The organism is Spirulina subsalsa PCC 9445, from assembly GCF_000314005.1.
Classification (GTDB): Bacteria; Cyanobacteriota; Cyanobacteriia; order Cyanobacteriales; family Spirulinaceae; genus Spirulina_A; species Spirulina_A subsalsa.
In genome coordinates this window covers 4,616,262-4,635,025 of the sequence record NZ_JH980292.1, presented here as the reverse complement: position 1 = coordinate 4,635,025, position 18,764 = coordinate 4,616,262, and the positions used below count along the sequence as shown (strand labels likewise).

Annotated in this window: 11 protein-coding genes; 7 read left to right on the top strand and 4 right to left on the bottom strand. The window is 46.7% G+C overall.

Annotated features, from left to right (window positions below; translation table 11 throughout):
* Positions 1–9: 9 nt before the first annotated feature.
* Positions 10–384 (top strand): hypothetical protein, encoded by a 375-nt coding sequence (locus SPI9445_RS0121095; protein WP_017306778.1) that lies wholly within the window; start codon positions 10–12, stop codon positions 382–384.
* Between the two features lie 68 nt (positions 385–452).
* A complete protein-coding gene (locus SPI9445_RS0121090) occupies positions 453–662 on the top strand; it encodes an RNA-binding S4 domain-containing protein (protein WP_017306777.1) in 210 nt (69 codons plus the stop codon).
* A 310-nt stretch (positions 663–972) separates the two neighbouring features.
* On the opposite strand, the gene SPI9445_RS0121085 is transcribed toward SPI9445_RS0121090, so the two are convergent.
* Both SPI9445_RS0121085 and SPI9445_RS26485 read right to left on the bottom strand, forming a co-directional pair.
* The gene (locus SPI9445_RS0121085; RefSeq protein WP_017306776.1) at positions 973–4,113 is read right to left on the bottom strand and encodes a GAF domain-containing sensor histidine kinase; all 3,141 of its coding nucleotides are present in this window, start codon (positions 4,111–4,113) and stop codon (positions 973–975) included.
* Positions 4,114–4,635: 522 nt separating this feature from the next.
* Positions 4,636–6,027 (bottom strand): MATE family efflux transporter, encoded by a 1,392-nt coding sequence (locus tag SPI9445_RS26485; protein WP_017306774.1) that lies wholly within the window; start codon positions 6,025–6,027, stop codon positions 4,636–4,638.
* Positions 6,028–6,235: 208 nt separating this feature from the next.
* On the opposite strand from SPI9445_RS26485, the gene SPI9445_RS0121070 reads away from it, so the two are divergent.
* The 4 genes from SPI9445_RS0121070 to SPI9445_RS0121055 all read left to right on the top strand — a co-directional run bounded on the left by SPI9445_RS0121070 (position 6,236) and on the right by SPI9445_RS0121055 (position 12,865).
* Positions 6,236–7,357, top strand: a complete 1,122-nt coding sequence (locus SPI9445_RS0121070; RefSeq protein ID WP_017306773.1) for an adenylate/guanylate cyclase domain-containing protein — start codon at positions 6,236–6,238, stop codon at positions 7,355–7,357.
* Between the two features lie 141 nt (positions 7,358–7,498).
* Positions 7,499–7,753, top strand: a complete 255-nt coding sequence (locus SPI9445_RS0121065; protein ID WP_017306772.1) for a hypothetical protein — start codon at positions 7,499–7,501, stop codon at positions 7,751–7,753.
* Between the two features lie 90 nt (positions 7,754–7,843).
* The gene (locus SPI9445_RS0121060) at positions 7,844–10,684 is read left to right on the top strand and encodes an ATP-binding cassette domain-containing protein (RefSeq protein ID WP_017306771.1); all 2,841 of its coding nucleotides are present in this window, start codon (positions 7,844–7,846) and stop codon (positions 10,682–10,684) included.
* Between the two features lie 213 nt (positions 10,685–10,897).
* Positions 10,898–12,865, top strand: a complete 1,968-nt coding sequence (locus tag SPI9445_RS0121055; RefSeq protein WP_017306770.1) for a putative HlyD family type I secretion protein — start codon at positions 10,898–10,900, stop codon at positions 12,863–12,865.
* A 61-nt stretch (positions 12,866–12,926) separates the two neighbouring features.
* On the opposite strand, the gene SPI9445_RS0121050 is transcribed toward SPI9445_RS0121055, so the two are convergent.
* Entirely contained in the window at positions 12,927–13,607 is a 681-nt protein-coding gene (locus tag SPI9445_RS0121050) for a response regulator transcription factor (RefSeq protein ID WP_017306769.1), read from the bottom strand.
* A gap of 315 nt (positions 13,608–13,922) precedes the next feature.
* Between SPI9445_RS0121050 and SPI9445_RS0121045 the strand changes: the two genes are divergently transcribed.
* Positions 13,923–15,854: a phosphodiester glycosidase family protein gene (locus SPI9445_RS0121045; RefSeq protein WP_017306768.1), complete on the top strand. Its 1,932-nt coding sequence runs from the start codon at positions 13,923–13,925 to the stop codon at positions 15,852–15,854.
* Here the strand turns inward: SPI9445_RS0121045 and SPI9445_RS27885 are convergent.
* Positions 15,844–18,414: a PAS domain-containing sensor histidine kinase gene (locus tag SPI9445_RS27885; RefSeq protein ID WP_017306767.1), complete on the bottom strand. Its 2,571-nt coding sequence runs from the start codon at positions 18,412–18,414 to the stop codon at positions 15,844–15,846. The genes SPI9445_RS0121045 and SPI9445_RS27885 overlap by 11 nt on opposite strands.
* Positions 18,415–18,764: the final 350 nt, after the last annotated feature.

The following is an 18,764-nucleotide window of genomic DNA, read 5'->3' as shown; positions in this document are numbered from 1 at the left end:
AAAACCAGTATGAATTTTAAGGCCTTGACTCTGACAGCGATTCTCGCTGTTGCGACTCCTGCGATCGCAGATGTAGCCGTCAATACGGCTGCTGTTGCTCAATCTTCGACTCCTAGCGGCACGTTCCAAGATGCAAATTGGGCGGTGACGTTGCGCTGGCATGATGGCGCATTCTGGTATATCGGACGCAATAAGCGAACGGGGGCCGAAATTGCTTTGTTGGATCCTGCTTTCACGGGTGAATCTCATCGTCGTGTCTATACTTGGTCGAATAACGGCACTCTCTATCAAGTGACTTGGCGACCCAATGACCCGAATATTATTCGCCTGACGGTCATGGATGCGAATGGACAAGTTCCTATTAACCGCTTGCTAAGACGTTAGTATTTTAATTCTCACCTGGCCTCTGGGCTGGGTGCGACACTTCCTTAAGCATCGCAATGGATAGGAATATGGGGACTGTATCGGATTCTGAATCGAAAATTAAGTTAGATCAATTTCTCAAGTGGCAAAATCTAGTCCAAACGGGAGGGGAGGCGAAGTTACGGATTCAAGGGGGAGAGGTGTTGGTCAATGGCGTGGTGGAAACTCGACGGGGCCGAAAGTTGGTGTCGGGGGATGAGGTGACACTAGGGGGGCGACGTTATCGGGTGGAGTTGTGATCTGGATCTAGGGCTTGCCTTTTTCCGATTCCCCCTGTTCCCTAGCCCCACGAGTAGAGTTATATTGCTACGCAACGCTTCGCGTTCACTTCGTGACGCTTTGCTACGCAACGCTTCGCGAACGCGAACGCGGAGCGTCACGAAGTGAACAGCAAGCCCTATTTAATTTGGTATAAACTGCTAAAAGCCTTATTCACAGTGCTTAGAGGGATATTCAGCAAGCCCTATCTAGGGCTTGCCGTAGAAGCAGGAAGGCCTCATAGTGGTATGGGGAAGCCCGCGCTGTGGTGCGGTCAGTGTCGGGAGGAGGTCACAGGGCAGGAATCCAGATGACAAACTCTGTGCCTTGTCCGTCCTGAGAATGACACTCAATGCGCCCTTTGTGCTTTTCGACAATAATCTGATAACTAATGGATAACCCTAATCCGGTGCCTTTGCCGGGGTCTTTGGTGGTGAAGAAGGGGTCAAAAATGCGCGATCGCACTTTCTCGGGAATCCCTACCCCATTATCCCTCAGTCGGATTTCCACTTGATGATCAATGAGCCGTGTTTGAATGGATAAGCGCGGCATATCCGGCGTATCAGGCTGATGGTATTTCATCTCTAACGCGTCAATACTATTGCTTAACAAATTCATGAAGACCTGATTCAATTGGGCGGGATAGCACTCCACAAATGGCAAATCGCCATAGTCTTTTACCAGTTCTATCATTTTGTGGGTGGCGCTACTTTTAAACCGATGCTGTAAAATCAACAGGGTGCTATCAATCCCTTCATGGATATTCACGGGTTTTTTCTCGGCCTCATCAATACGGGAGAAGGTGCGCAACGATAACACCAACTGCCGAATCCGTTCCGCCCCAATTTTCATAGAATCAAGGGTGCGTGGGAGGTCTTCTTCGAGAAAGTGAAGATCAATCTCGTCGGTGTGTTGTGCAATCTCGGGATGAGGATTGGGGTAGGAGTCGCGATAGAGTTCTAAGAGGCCTAAAATATCTTGGGCATAGTCCGCCACATGGCTTAAATTACCATAAATAAAGTTGACGGGGTTGTTGATTTCGTGGGCAATCCCGGCTACTAACTGCCCTAAACCGGCCATTTTTTCATTATGAATCAGTTGGGTTTGGGCTTGTTTCAAGTCTTGGAGGGCGATCGCAATTTCTTGGGCTTGTTGACGAGTAGTTTCCAACAATTGGGCTTGTTGCAGTGCCACCCCCAACTGTTCAGCCACTTGTAACAGTAACTTCCCTTCCGAACTGTCCCAAATCCGAGGGGTACTATTTTGATAAACGGCTACTAAGCCCCAAAGGTTCTCCCCTTGATAAATCCCCACAATGACATAGGCTTTCGCCTGCATTTGCCGTAAAACATTGAGATAACAAGGACTAAATCCCGCCTGTTCCACATCATCACACATCCGCATCGGGCTTCCTTGAGTGAAGCGCCCCCCTTGGGTGTCTTGGAGATAGGTGTCCGCTTTGGGCAAGTGGGCGAGGTTTTTTAAGTTACAATCACTGATATTCTCCCGCAACTTGGGATAAACCCATTGTTCGGCCATCAAATGAATCCAGCCCTCCCCAACGGATTCAAAGACAAATTCACCGCTCCAGTCTTCATTAAAGCGGTAAATCACCGCCCGATCGACCTCTAAAATGGTTTTAATCTCCTCGGCGGCTGTGCGACAAATCGTGGCAAGGTCAAGAGATTGGCGGATTTTACTAATAATTTTGGCTGTGGCTTGCTGGCGTTGGAGGGATTTTTCCTGTTCCGCCGCCATTGCTAACTGTGCTGATTGTGCCTGCATTTGTTGCAAATATTCGGCCTGTTGAATGGCCATCCCCAACTGGGAACCAATTTGGGTCAACAGTTCTACTTCATCATCTTGCCAGTAACGAGGGGCTGAATTTTGATAGGCTGCTAACAAACCCCAGAGATTCTCCCCCAAGAAAATGGGAACAATCATATAAGCCCGAGCTTGTAACTGTTCCAACATTTGGAGATGGCAAGGGGAAAAACCCGCCTCGTAGATATCTGTCACCATTGAGGTTTCATGGGCAGCATAACGACCTCCTTGGGTTTCTCGCAAATGTCGGTCTGAAAGAATGGGGCAGTTTTTCCCCACCACAGCCCGCCATTCCTCCCCTTTGGACTCCGCCATAAATTCCCCGCTCCAATCGGGCAGAAAGTGGTAAATCACCACCCGTTCAGTTTGTAACACCTGCCGCACTTCTTGAGTCGCTGTTTGAAAAATCGTGTCGAGGTTTAAAGAACGTCGGATTTTTTCACTAATACTGGCGAGGGTTTTTTGTCGTTGGGCAACTTGGGCGAGATATTGGGCTTGGGAGCGGGTTTTGGCTAATAATTCGGCTTGTTGGAGGGCAATGGCTAACTGTCGGCCAATTTGGGCTAATAAGTCTACCTCGTGGCTTTCCCAGTGCCGGGGGCTAGAGTTCTGATAGGCGGCTAAGAGGCCCCATAATTGCTCTCCGTGTAAAATGGGTACAATCACGTAGGCGCGGGCTTGGAACTGCTCTAAGAGGGCAATATGGCAGTCCTGATGCCCGGCTAAATAGATGTCATCAATGGCTAAGGTTTCCCCGTGAACATAGCGCCCCCCTTGGGTTTCTTGGAGGTGGGTGTCGGCAATGATGGGCTGTTCTCCTCCCACTAAACTACACCATTCCTCTCCTTTGGACTCGGCGACAAATTCCCCACTCCAATCTGGGAAAAAGCGGTAAATGGCGACTCGTTCGGCTTGTAGTAAGTGGCGAACTTCTTCGGTACTGGTGCGGAAAATCTGCTCAATTTCGAGGGAGGCGCGGATTTTGTCGGCGATCGCACTCATGAGATGATGATAACGAGTGGCTTTTTCTCGTTCCACCACCTGCGCTAACTCCCGCGCTTGTGCCTGTACCCGTTCCACCACGTCATTTTGTTGTAGGGCAACGTTCAAATGTTCTGCAATATGACGAATAAACTCAATTTCCCTCTCTTCCCACTCCCGAGGCCGATCACATTGATGAATACAAATTAGACCCCATAATGTTTCTCCTTTCAACAGAGGAACGACTAGATTGGCTCTCACCTCAAAGGCGGTTAAAATCTGACTATGACAATCACTTAATCCCGCCGCCTGAATATCTGCCACCGCTTGAATGCGTCCTTTTTCATAGTGAATGGCAAACCGTTCCCCAAAACAGTGATCACAGACCTTTTTCGCCAATACCGAAGACACCCCCGGATGAATGGCCTCACAGATAAATTCTCCCTGCCAATCTAACTCTGGATAGAAGCGGAAAATCGCAGCCCGATCAGAGTGCAACAACTGACAAATTTCTGTCACCGTTGTTTGAAAAATGATTTCTAAATCTAAAGACTGACGAATGCGAGTAATGACCCCTAAGAGGGCTTTTTGTTGTTGAATTTGGGTTAATTCGTCGGTTGTAATCATAGGAATTAATGAGCGAGTCCCTCCTGCTAAAGTAACAAGGAATTGTGAAAAAAATGAGACAAGTTGACGGGGTAGATTAATTTCGATAATTTCAGGATTGTTTTTTTCTAGCTTTTAGAACCCTCTAGGATAGGTGAGTTTTACCCCCTAGGCTATTCATGCTAGCGTCCAATCTGAGTAAGTTTTAGGGTGATACACACAGCAGAAACCTGTCAGAAATTCTTGAGAGAAGAAGCGGATGGAGAAAGTTCTGAGCAGAGGCTCATTGCTTTTCCCGACCTGAACAAATTTCTGCCAATAAAAATAATTTATTCTTCCTTTCTTATTGTAAAGGATGGGTTGCCTTTTCTCGCAAAAATGCTCAGTTCGTCTTGAGGTTCGCGAATGATCCACCCTACCCCCCAATCAACAATAAACAGGGGTAGGGGGTGCTGCCGGGGCATACTATAATCCTGATGCACCCTCTTGAATCAGGAGTCAGGTCGAAATTTCCGCTTCCCTAGGATGGAAAAGGGGCAAGAATCAACTCAAGTCCCTTAAAATGGGTTCACAAGACTGACCGGATAAATGACTAACCTGGTGAAAAAATCGCCAAGTCAAAACCACGGCGGCGGTCATCAGTCCTAAGACACAACCTAACCATAAACCAATAGCTTGTAGCCCCAGCCTTTGGGCTAAGAAATAGCCACTACTGAACCCGACTAACCAATAACACATAATCCCAATTATTAGGGGGATTTTTGTGTCCTTAATTCCCCGTAATGCCCCATTAGCAACGGCTTGAATTCCATCAAAAATCTGAAAAATAGCGGCGACTTTTAACAAGTTCTTACTTAAGGATAAAACGGCTATGTTTTCGGATTGACGAATGTCTAAATATAGATTTACAATAAATTCTGGAAAAATCCATAAAATCACGGCCATTAAACTCATAAATCCAGAGGACAAAAGGATTCCGACTAGGCCGGATCGTTTGACCCCTTTAAGATCACAGCGACCCAGATTTTGACCCACTCGCATAGTTGTTGCATGGGCAATTCCCAGGGGAATCATAAAGGTAGTGGCGGCTGTTTGTAGGGCAATTTGATGAGCGGCAAGGGATACTGTTCCCCAGATTCCCATGAGATAGGTAATCACGGTAAATAAGCTGGCTTCGACGAGGAATAGCAGGGCGGAGGGTGTGCCGATGCGGAGTAATTCCCCTAAAACTCGGAGATGGATTGAATAGCACCGAGCAAAGAGATGATAGGGTTTCAAGTGGGGATCATAAAATATGCCTATTCCGAGTAACAAAAACTTAACCCAAAATGCGAAGGTACTAGCCCAACCAATCCCTGCAATCCCTAGGGCAGGAAAACCCCATTTACCGAACATGAGGACGTAATTTCCGACAACATTGAGCAGAATTCCCGCGACCATAATGATCATGACTAAACGGGGACGATTGAGGGCAGAAGTCATGTTTCTGAGGGTGATAAATCCTAGGGCGGCTGGGAGTCCCCAGACAATAGATTGTAGATAGGCTTGGGTGAGGGGTAAATGATCTTCTGATTGACCGAATTGGCGCAAAATGAGGGTAAAGTGCCAAATGAGGAGCATGAAGGGGAAGGATAACAGGAGGGTTAGCCAGAAGCCTTGGGCGTTGATGAGACGCAGTTTGGGGAAGTTTCCGGAGCCAAAGGCGATCGCCGCAACAGCCCCGACGGCGGATAACATCCCGGTGGAAACAATGAGGAAGGTGGTAAAGGTGACAGCCCCTAATGCTCCCCCGGCTAAGACTTTCGGCCCTAATTGCCCCATCATGATGGTGTCTACGAAGTTGATCACCGCTTCTGATAATTGGGCGGCGGCTAAGGGAATTGCTAGTTGCAGACAAGCTTGAATTTCTTGGATAAAAAATGATTTAGACCTCACCCTCTTAGGTTCCTTCAGGTAGTGCCGACGTTAAGACTATGCCAGAAGTGAGGTCTTCTGAGGACGATCTACCCGGAAAAAGCCGGATTTTCACGGAGGGACGGATTAAGACTAGACTTATTATGATGTAAGGGGGGGTGGATCCGCGAACAATCTAAGTCCGGCTAAAGAATCATGATTGGGAAAATTCGCAGCGAAACTAATACTTATGAGTCAACTAGCGATTATTTGTGTCGATGATGAACCCGTTGTTCTTGAGGGGTTAACAGAACAATTAAAGCGTAATATCACTACGGTAGCAGAAGTTGAGGCGGCTGATAGTGGGGAGGAAGCTTTAGAGATTCTTGATGAATTATATGATGATGGAATTGAGGTCGCTTTAATTATCTCTGATCAAATCATGCCGACGATGAAGGGGGATGAATTTTTAATTAAAGCCCATGCCAAATATCCCCAAGTGTTTAAAATCATGTTGACGGGACAGGCGGATACGAAGGCGGTGGCTAATGCGGTGAATCACGCTAATTTATATCGCTATATTACGAAACCTTGGGATGAAGTGGATTTAATTTTGACAGTTAATGAGGCGATTGAGAGTTATTGCCTAAAAAAGGAAGTGGCTCGTCAAAATGAGGAATTGCGCCTTTTAAATGCCTCATTAGAGGAACGTATTCAGGAGCGGACGGCTCAGTTAATTCGCGAACAACAGAGGTCTGAAGAGTTATTACTGAATATTTTTCCCGCTCAAATTGTTGACGAGCTAAAACAAGGAAAACAGGTAGTTGGGGAGTATTTTGAGGAGGTGTCGATCCTGTTTGCTGATATTGTAAATTTTACGCCCCTTGCTTCTACGACTGATCCAAAAAAGTTGATTCAAATGCTCAATAGTATTTTTTCTTGTTTTGATCATTTGGTGGAAGATCAAGGACTGGAAAAAATTAAAACCATTGGGGATGCTTATTTGGTGGCGGGGGGGTTGCCGGAAGCTCGGGAGGATCATGCACAGGCGATCGCACGTTTAGCGTTACAAATGCAGCAAACCATCCACCAGTTTACAGATCAGGGGGGCAATCCTTTTAGTATTCGTATCGGCATTAATACGGGATCGGCGATTGGGGGAGTGATTGGGGTTAAGAAGTTTATTTATGATATTTGGGGGGATGCGGTGAATATTGCCTCACGAATGGAAATGTTGGGGGAACCGGGTAAAATTCATCTTTCTGCGGCGACTTATGACAAGTTAGAGGGACAATTTAAGATGATTCCGCGAGGGTTGATTGAGGTAAAAGGGAAGGGGTTGATGAATACCTATTGGTTGCAAGGGAGTTAGAGGATCTGTTCCCCGTTTCCTCAAACTAGAGATTGTAGGCTTCACCCGTAATTGCTATGGATCGTTTTTTCTTGTAGAAGCGGTTGCCGGGAGAGCCAGACATAAGCTCAAATAAGGCTATAGAGGATCACAGGATTTAAGATGAAAGAACGCTTTGAACAATGGATTGAATGGCTTGACCGCTTGTTGGTGTTGGATATTTTTCTGGTCTTGGCGGCGTTTTTTTGGTTTGCGATCGCCTTATTGGGAAAATCGACGGGAATTCCTTTGGGGTGGGAGCTTTGGTACAGTCTCTGGGAACCCCTCTTTACCCCAGCGATTGGGATTCTCATGGCAGGCGCTCTGCTGAATGGTCTAATTAAGCAGGTGACGAAGCGACTGAAGGCGAAAAATTAGCCACTTTTCCGGTTCGTGGGTTTTGAGGTCGGAGGAGAGAAGGTAGTGCAGGGATCTACTGCCGGAATCCTTCTCATTTCCTAGAGGCTCATGGTGTCTTCTGCTGAAATTGTTCCGTTTTTAAGCCGTCTCCCCCCGTTTGACCGTTTGCCGATGCCCATCGTGCAAGGTTTAGCGGAGCTTGCTCTGGTGCAATCCTATGATCAAGGGGAAACCATTGCCGGGGATTTTGTGCAAATTCTCTATCAGGGGACGATCCAACTCTGTGCTGATGATCCTCTGACGGAGGAAGCGGTTCCGTTAAGGGTACAGCAAGGGGGGTGTTGTTGGGGGTGGTTGGAGCTTTGGGGAGGGGTAAGGTATGAAGGGGCGATCGCAACGACTCCCATTTTGACCCTCGCTATCCCTCCAGAGGCGTTTTTCCCCCTCTGGGAACAATATCCCCCTTTTGGGGAGTATTTCCAGCAAGAGGTGAGGGAGGGGGAGGTTTATTGGTGTTTACGGCACTATTGGTCGTCGGAGGAGCTTTCCCCCTCGGTTTTAGGGGAGTTTGTGGGGCAAATTTCCCCGCAAACTTTGGTCTATCATTGTCCTCCCCATCGTTTCGCCGATTTAGCGCCGGAGGGGACTTGGTATGTTACGGGGGGAGCGGTGGCCTCCTTGACAGACCGTTACACCCCCTATTCTGCCCTTCCCCTGCCTTGGGACATGGGGGGCCTGGTGCCGGAAGGGGAGGTGCGTTTATTGAATTTTCCCGTCCCCTTAACTCCTCCTCGTCCTTCCTATCCCTTCGTCAGTAGTACCGGGGGGGTGGTGGAAAGTGCGATCGCCTGTTTTGAGATGGTGGCGGACTATTTTGGGCTAGACTGTCCCCGAGAACCTTTAAAGCGGGTGCTAGAGGCCGCGTCCCAACGTCGGGATCTGTCTTGGTCTTTGTATCGTGCGATCGCCCAACGTCTCGGCCTCACCCCCACCCTCCTCACCCCCTCCCACTCCCCCCTCCCCCACCTCAAACCCCCCGCGCTCCTCTATTGGGGGGATCAACTCGCGGTTCTCTACCAAGTCGGAGACACCATCACCCTGGCCGTTCCTACCGTAGGTTTATTAGAGTATTCCCCCCAAGAGTTTCAAAGTAACTGGAAACAGCAACAGCACAAGCAGATCCTCCATTTAGACTCCCCCTCCCATCCCTCCCCTTTAGGCTCCTTAAAAGCCCTCCTCTCCCAGCAAATTCAACAGCATTTTACTCCCTTTTTCCTGCTCCTCTTGCTCAGTTTCACCAGCGCCCTTTTCTCCCTCAGTCCCCCGGTTATCTTACATATTCTCATTGATCACGTCTTTTTTCAGCAACGATTAGCGACCCTCAACAGTTTAGCCCTTCTCCTCCTTTTCCTCATCATCGGTCAGATCACCATTAATCAGATTCGTCTAAAAATCTGGCGCGCCTTTGCCCATAAAATCAATCAGAAAATACTGCGCTTTCTCTTTCAACATTTTTCAGATTTTTTTCAATCTCCCCTTGACAAAAACAAATTAGGTGAGGTATTATATAATGGGAAAAGAGTGTCACATATAACCTCTTTTCTGGATAGTGAGTTAATCCCCCTCCTCCTCAACAGCAGTTTTTGCCTTTTGGGGGCATTTCTCCTCAGCTTCTATAACATTTTCCTAACCTTAATCCTTTTATTCAGCCTGTTATTCTGCTTACTATTGAGTAGCTTCCTCTTCAGTCTAGCGCGGCAGTCTATAGACACCCAAAGCAACTTAGAGCAAAAATTCCAGCAACACTGGATTCAGTCATTACTCAGCCTGCAAATTCTCCCCTCTTCCCTCCACCAACGAGACACCCTACAGCAGACAATCCAGCAAAACCTTTCTCTATCGTGGCGACACCATTTAAACGGACAACAGACCTTAGATTATACCCTAAGCCAACACCTCAAACTTTATCAAAGTATCGGTCAAATTACCCTAGGCGTGATGCTCTGGGTAGGTTCTCATCTTCTCCTGACCCAACAACTCAGCCTAGGACAACTTATCGCCTTTGGGTTGATTAGTCAATCCCTTTTTATGGCCCTCAGTCAAGGGATAGCAGTAGGGTATCAATGGCTAAAAAATGGCCTTGCGTGGCAGTCTATTCAAGAGACAACAATCTCCTCCCCTCCCCTTAAGTTAAATTCTGACAACTTAAATTCTGCTACCTCTCCCCTCCCTCCCCTTCACCATAACTTACAAGTTAAAAATATCATTCTCCCCCACTTTAGTGACCTTTATCCGAGTCAACCACCGCTTAATTTTACCCTTTGTGCAGGAGAATGGTTAGGCATTACAGGGAAAAGTGGTGCGGGGAAAACCACCCTGATTCAACTCCTCAGTTTATCTCGTCCTTGCTCAACAGGTCAAATTCTTTGGGATGGGCGAAATATTAGTCAAATTCGGCCTCAATTATTACAGAATCAGATTGCCATTGCTTCCCAACAAATGCCCATTCTTTCCGACACTATAGCCGAAAACCTAGCCCCTTTTCAAGCCCAGAGTTGCTTAGAACAGATTGAGGAAATTTGCCAAATCACCCGACTTCATCCTTGGGTGATGACACTGCCACAACAGTATGACACGTTCTTGGGCAAAAATGGCTTACTTCCCTCGGAAGGGGAACAGCAGAAAATCCTTTTAACTCGTTGTTTATTACAGCATCCCAGTCTTTTAATTTTAGATCAAGTGACCCATGCCATTGCACGGGAGGAACTTACAGAAATCATGGAAAATCTGCGCTATTTTTATCCGAAAATGACTGTAATTCTAGTTTCTCGTTATCCAGACTGTTTGCAGCACACAGATAGAATATTAGTCATGGATTATGGGGCGATTATTGAGGAGATACCAAGGGGAGGGAATTCTTTTAAAGTTTTAGTGCAATCGAAGAAGTAAAGTTCAATATTTTAGTCAGTGCGTAATACCGATTTATTGGCTTGGCAGAATTTAGCTAAGACTTCAAGGGAAATACCTAAGCGTTTTTCAAGCCATAGTTTTGTGTTCATCATGACTCCCATAGCCAGTCAACATTTAAAATAAAGTTGAGTAAAATATTCTCCCCGGATAAAAGATATTTCACAGTTGATGATTTCCTAAAAGGAGGAAACTATGTCCGCCCCACTATCCCTAATACTCCTCAGTCAAAGCAACAATGTAGAATATTTAGAACAGAGAATAGTAACTATTCCCCATCGTCTCCCCTCGGATTTTAATGTTACTCCTCCCGAGTTAAGCACAGAAGGCACAAAAACCATAGCCAATCCTACCCCCTCACCCGAGTTTTCCCAGCCGCAAAAATCCTTCAACGCGACTCATCAATGGTTGTGGATTAGCTTAGTCAGTACAGCTACAGGTTTAATGCTAATCTGGACTTATAAAGGTCGAGTGCAACAGTGGAACTTACAAACAGACCTGAACTTGTGGGATAATAGAATAGGGGAAGATGAAGTCAATCAACAGCTTGTAACGCACCCTCTTTTCACTCAACCCTTGAGTTTCCCGGCTAGTATCCCTTCTGGTATTTTAACCCTCATTACGGTACTCGCGTTTCTAATTACTTGGGCATCCTTAGCGACTGTCGAAGAAGTCGTTTCCGCATCGGGGGAAATTCAAACCAAAACCCCGATTCAGGACTTACAAACTCCTATCACAGGGATGGTTAAAACGATCCATGTTCAAGAAGGGGATACCGTCGAAGCAGGACAGATTTTAATGGAGTTTGACAATCGGCAAATTGTAGCAGAATTGACAGCAGTTGAACAACAAATGCTATCCTTACACGCTCAAAATCAATTTTATCAACTCGCACAACAAAATCTCTCCCCCGAAGAAACAAAAGCCAAAATCATTGACTTAGAATTACCCCCCCAACTCATTCCTTTAATCCAAGATCGCGCCCTCCTTGTCTCAGAAAATCAAGTCTATCAGCAACTATTACGCCAACAAGGAGGGGAGAATCTACCCCCGATTGATCGTTTGCGTTTACAAGTCCATGATGCCAATTTTAGAACCCAACAACAAACCATTCAGTTAGGAATTACCCAACTCCAAGAACAATTACAACAAAACCGTCGCCAACAGGCTGAAACTTACCAAAAATTGGAACAGGAAACGGCACAACTGCGGCGAATATCCAATCATAACCGTGAGGTTTTACAAGCACTACAGCGTCAAATTAATCAGGAGGAAACGGTGTTACGTCAGAGGGAAGCTTTACTGGCAGATGATGTTATTTCTCCCTTACAGTATGAACAACAACGGCAAAAGGTGGGCGCACTGCAACAGGAATTTCTGCGGGAGAGGCACCAACGAGAACAAGCTTTTTTACAACAGATGCAGGGGGCGGAATCCCAGCAAAATCGGCTAAAACAACTGCAAGATCAGGGGAAAAGTCTACAGTTGGCGATCGCACAATCCCAAAGCAAAGCCCAAAACCTAATCACCCAATGGCAGACAGCCTATTTAGATCGTATCGCTGATAATAGCAAACGAATCGCCGAAATTGACCGCTATCTCACCCAAACCATGTTAGCCAATCATCAGCGTTTAGCCATCCTCAGCCAACAGCAAAACATCCTCGCACAGCAACTCGAACAACATACCCTCTATGCTCCCATTTCTGGCGTAATTTTTGATTTAAAATCAGTCAATGCAGGGCAAATCATTAACCCCCAACAAACATTAGGAAAAGTTGTCCCACAAGATGGTTTTATGGTACAATTAAAAGTTAGACCCCAAGATGTTGCCCAGTTGCAAGAAAATCAACCCGCCCGTTTACAATTAGACTCCCAACCCTTCGCCCTCAAAGGACTAAAATTAAACGCCCAAATTGAACAAATTGGAGCAGATCGTCTACCCCCCAATGAGTTATCCCCCTTCGAGCATTTTCCGGTAACATTAAGTTTAGATTGGGAAAACTTAAACCCCAATGATCACACCCAGCCCGAACAGAATACAAGTCAAAAACTACGTTCAGGCATGACCCTACGCGGTCATATTAAAGTAGGAGAAAATCGGCGAGTGATTGAACTGGTGTGGGATTGGCTGCGAGAAAAAACCCTTAACTTAGAGTCCTAAATCCCCGCAAACCCTGCCAATTCCGGGGTAATTGATGAATTACCCCGATATCAACTCAGATTCATCCCTGCTTATTGAGTAAATTAAACTGATGTAGCAACTTAATATTGTCAGGAGAGAGTAATCGCCGTAACTCAGTTGCTTGATTGAGGATAGTAATTTCCCGTTCAAACTCATCCTTAAGAATCTGTAAATAATGCCGCCGTCGCTCTTGAGGACTATTCGCCTCAAGCATCATAATCGCCATATTAACATTCGATAAAGGACGACGTAACTCCTGAGTTAAATTTTCCAGTAGGTTTTCCTTTGCCTCAATCAGCGACTCTAAATTTTTGAGTTGCTGACATAAAACTTGTACCCGACTCACCAGCTTCTCTTGCTTCTTCAAACGTGCTGCAATTGCCTCTAAAAGTTCCTGCGCACTAAAAGGCTTGGTTAAATAATCATCTGCCCCTAAATTCATTCCCTCGCGAATATCGGAATGATTCGCCTTAGCTGACAGAAAAATAAAGGGAATCATGGCGGTATTCATATCCGCTTGTAGCGCATTTAATACATCATAGCCACTCAAATCTGGCATGAGAATATCACAAACAATTAAATCGGGACTTTGTTGACGGGCCAAGTCAATTCCCTCTGGGGCGGACGTTGTGCGAATAACCTCAAAACCTTCTGCTCGTAAAATCGTAGCAATTTGTTTACAAAGATGTTGTTCGTCTTCAATCACAAGGATTTTTTTCATGTATGCTTCAATGGTGAAGGATCAGTTTTCACCTCTCTATTACCCATAATCCATGACCGATAACCCTTGTTAAATCATGACGTGAGCCAGAGAAGTTAAATCCTCCGTCATGGGGATGACGAGGACTGTAACAAAGTGTTGCTTGTCTATTATTTCAGGAAAGTGTGAACATTTTGTAATAGAGCGTGAAAAAGTTGGGAACAAAATATAACAGTTCTTATGTATTGCATAAAAAACTGAATTGATCCCCGTCCCTTGCAACCTTAAGCTAGAGAAATCGTCCTCAAGCTGAAACCTATTTCGTCTGTCTCGTCTATGCCTAGAAAACGCTTATCTTCCTTGTTTTCCCACCGCGCCCCCCTGTGGCTGTTAGGGTGTCTTGTCTTTACCGTTACAATGATCTTGGGGCATCCTGTCTCCCAACTCTCGCCCCTCCTAGCCCAAACGGTGAGTAGTGCAGAAGTTCTACCCTCCCCCCTACCCCCCATCACTCCTCCCCCCAATTTATCCATCACCCAGCAAGGGGAACAATTGACCTTAAACGGGAGAACCTTGACCGCCCCTTGGATACAATGGCAGGATGGCCATACCCTGCACACCGCTTTAAGTGATATGGCCTTGTGGCAGGTGTTGGGGGTAGAATTACTCAGTACAGAAGACCCCACTAAACAGCCTGTGGCGTGGTTTAACCACAGGGGAACCAACCCCCTCACCCTAAACGCGATGCTCCTCAATGCCTATCGCTACTTGGATATTACCGAAATCTTGAATGAGGTCAATAGTACCAGCCAAGCTCAAGGCAATACCCTAAACCTAACCTTTCCCCCGGCCCAAGTGCAGAACATTCAAGAAGTGGAACAAGGCGATCGCAAACAAATCATCGTGCAGTTCGATCGTCCCACCTTCTGGCAAATGAGCCAAAACCCCACAGAAGCGGTGATTACGTTAGAAGGGAGCATCCTAGCGCGTCACGAGACTCCCACCGAAGAAGCACAGCCCAAAAATCTGTTTAATAAACTGCAAAATATCCTCACCACCCAAGGAAACGACACGACACCCCCTCCACCGGAAATTAAGCCCTTGTTGTCCAAGGTAGAAGCCACCGATGGGCGACGGGGTAGACTATTTATTAACCTGCCAGCCAATCATCAGGTTAATCTCTCCTCCCTCTCCCAACCCAACCGTTTAATTGTCAACGTCACCCCCGAGGGTTTAGTGGAACGTGATATTGTGTGGGCGCCGGGCATCCGGTGGCGACAGACTTATATTCCCTTAGCAGAGAGTCGTTTTCCCATCTCTGCCTTAGAATTTGATGCCCGCAATCCTAAAATTGCCCTGCGTCCCATTTGGGGGAATCCCCCCTCCATGATTGGCACAGATCCCTTGATTACCATGGGGCGACAATGGCAGGCCTTTGCCGCCATTAATGGGGGCTTTTTTAACCGAGACAATCGCTTACCCTTGGGGGCTATTCGGCGGGATGGTAAATGGTTTTCTGGGCCGATTTTAAACCGGGGAGTCATCGCCTGGGATGACCGGGGGAACGTGAATATCGGGCGGTTGTACTTACGGGAAACCTTGGTCACAGGCGATCGCCAACGTCTCAATATCCCCTACCTCAACAGTGGCTATGTACAGGCCGGACTCGCCCGTTATACCCCCGAATGGGGCAACAGTTACACCCCCCTCACCGACAATGAAACTATTGTTCTAATCCAGAACAACCGCATCACCCAACAATACAACGGCGGCCCCGTCAATCAAACCCCCTTCCCCATCCCCCGGGATGGCTACCTGTTGACCATTCGCGGCCGTGCCGTCAATCCCCAAGTTCTCCGCCCCGGCCTCACCGTCACCCTAGAAAGTGAAACCGTACCCGCCACCTTTGCCAACTACCCCCAAATTATCGGCGCAGGCCCCCTGTTGTTACAAAATCGGCAAATCGTCCTCAACGGCGAAGCAGAACGCTTTAGCACCGCCTTCAACCAACAGGCCGCCTCTCGGAGTCTCATTGGGATAACAGCACAAGGAAAGCTGATAATCGCCGCCATCCACAACCGCACAGGCGGCCGAGGCCCCACCCTGCCCGAACTAGCGCGACTCGCCCAACAATTAGGCATGACAGACGCCCTCAACTTAGACGGAGGGAGTTCCACCTCCCTCTACATTGGCGGCCAGTTAGTGGATCGTTCCCCCGTAACAGCCGCTCGGGTTCATAATGGCATTGGGGTCTATATTACGCAGTAGCACGCTCTCCAGTCATAGCTGGGCTATGGCTGGAAATGCTAGTTCTTCGCAGGTTTTGGGGGAATTTGATCACAAACTCGCTGCCCTCTCCCCAGTGGGAGTTCATCGTTAAAGTGCCTTGATGTTGTTGAGTGATCACTTGATAACTGAGGGGTAATCCCATCCCAGTCCCCATACCAACGGGCTTAGTCGTAAAGAAAGGATTGAAAATTTTCTCTTGAACCGTGGCACTGATCCCTATACCGTTATCCTGAATTGAAATCATAACCTGAGAACACTGGATCGCCGTCGTAATAGTCAGCCTTCCCACATAATGGGGATCCGTTTCCTGTTTGATTCGTTCTTCAATCGCATCCACCCCATTGAGCAACAGATTCATCAACGCTTGATTCAGCAGCCCGCTATAACATTTCACCGGAGGGAGATCACCATAGTTTTTAACCACCTCAATGGTTTTGCCATGGTCACGAAGGAGATTACAGCGACTTTGTAAAATCACTAAGGCGCTGTCAATATTACTGTGCAAGTCCACCGTTTTGAATTCTGCCTCATCAAGGCGGGAGAAAGTGCGCAAAGACTGCACAATCTTGGTGAGCCGTTTTTCCCCAGATTCCAGAGACCTTAAGATTTTAGGAAAATCCTCACGGATAAATTCTAGATCAACTTCCTCTATCATCTCTTCAATGGCAGCCGGGGGATTAGGATAATAGTCCTGATACAATTCCAAGAGTGAAAGTAAATCCTGACCATAGTTATAGAGATGAACAAGATTGCCATAGATAAAGCTAACGGGATTATTAATTTCATGGGCAATTCCCGCCACTAAATGCCCTAAGCTTGACATTTTCTCCGCTTGAACTAGACGAAGTTGAGTTTCGCTTAACTTCTGACAAGCCTGTTTAAGGGCTTCGGTTTTGGCTTCAGACTCTAGGTAAAGTTGGGCTTTTTTTTCTAGGAGAATTTCCAGGTTTTTTTGACTCCGTTTTTGTTCAGTAATATCAAAACGAATGGACAAATATTGTTCGATGTTTCCCCGGTCATCCATTAAGGGAACAATGGTAGTATCGACCCAATAAAGATTTCCCTGTTTAGCTTGATTACAGATTTCTCCGTGCCAAACCTGCTCCCGGCTAATCGTCTTCCATAAAGCTTGGAAGAACTCCGGGGGATGATACCCCGAATTAATCACCCGATGAGTTTTCCCCACAATTTCTTCAGCAGAATAACCACAAAGTTCTGAAAATTTATCATTGACATACTGAATCCTACCCTGTGGGTCGGTGATGGCCACGATGGCCGCTTGGTCTAAGGCATATTTAATATTAAACAAGGCTTGAAAAGCGCTTTCTCGTTCCGCTTCAGCCCGTTTTTGTTCAGTAATATCCAACACCGTGCCGAATAAGCGCACAATCTTAGAATCTTCATAGTCCTGCTCAATACGGCAGTTGAGATAACGCACCTCTCCCCCCGGTCGCCTAATCCGGTGTTCAAAATTTTGTGGATGGCCTTGTAAGGCTTCCTGAACAACTTCTGTGAAATGCTGGCAGTCTTCGGGATGACATTGTTGCAAATATTCCTCCCAATTGGGTTCTTTTTGGTCGGGGGTCATGCCAAAGATGCGAAAGACTTCCTCGGACCAGTGAATGCTTTGGCTAGGGAGGTGGAAAGACCAGTGACCAATATGGGCGACCTCTTGGGCTTTGTTTAGCTCCCGACTCAGTTGTTGTAATTGCAGTTCCCGTTCTTGTTTCCCTTGGATGTCACGGGCAATACCTAAACAGGCCACAATCTTTCCCTCTGCATTGGTCAGAGGCGATAGATTGGCACTATGCCAATGATAATCACCGCCTTGGTGTAGAACACGGTATTCAATATCTCGGATTTTATCCCCAGCTAAAACTTGTGCAAAAACGCTCAAATTGACGGGCAGATCGTCAGGATGGACGAAGGGCGAAAAGTGCTTTCCTTCCATCTCCCATGTCTTATAGCCCATGACTTCCTGAAAAGCCGGACTAATATAGCTGAAGTGTCCCTCAAGATCAAGGGTAAATACCATGTCGTTGAGATTCTCAATCAGTTGCCGGAAGTTACAGTGCTGGCAGTGACCGCCGAGCAGTCCTGTCTGATTATCGTCCCCTGAGAAGGGCGCCCTATCAGATTGATAAAGTAGCTTTTCCAATTCTTGTCTTTGGGCTTCTGCTCGTTTCCGGGCTGTGATGTCCCGCAAAATTGACAGGTGATAGTGAGGTTGGATGTGAGCCGTGGCGGCATATTCTACATCCCGGATCTCGCTGTGGGCTGCCCTCAAACGAATTTCACCTCGTTCCTGACCCTTTTCTAGAAACTTCTGCCAAGCCCCAGGAAAGTCAAATTCTTCCAAAGTGAAATCTTCAATCGTACAACCCATGAGTTCAGCCTGAGATTTGCCCAATAACTGACAGGCAGCAGGGTTAGCATTAATATAGACCCCATGATCGTCAGCAATGAGCATGGCATCTAAAGCCCCGTTAAACAGTGTTTCAAAGGCAACTGCTTTGGCGGGCGTTAAAGAACTAAACATGATGTAGAAGCGATAAACAATAGAGACAGACTGCTAGGACGGTCAGGAATAATGGTTACAGACAGAGTTATATGTCACGTATGGAATTATACAACGATATGGCGGTTTTTGTAAACCGCCTATTATCTCATTATTTATTGGTGAGAGAATTTTTCTTTATGATGATTTAAGGTTTTACCGGATCTTGACAGGTTAAGCTCTCTGTCCTGTTCCCTGTTCCCTAATTTTGGACACAACCGCATTTTCCCCACTCCCGACACCTTGACTTCTAACGTTGAGCCTTAACTTGTCAAGATTGGGGCTTAACGGGTCAGCCATCATGCTATGGTGGGGAAAAATAAGTAATCCTA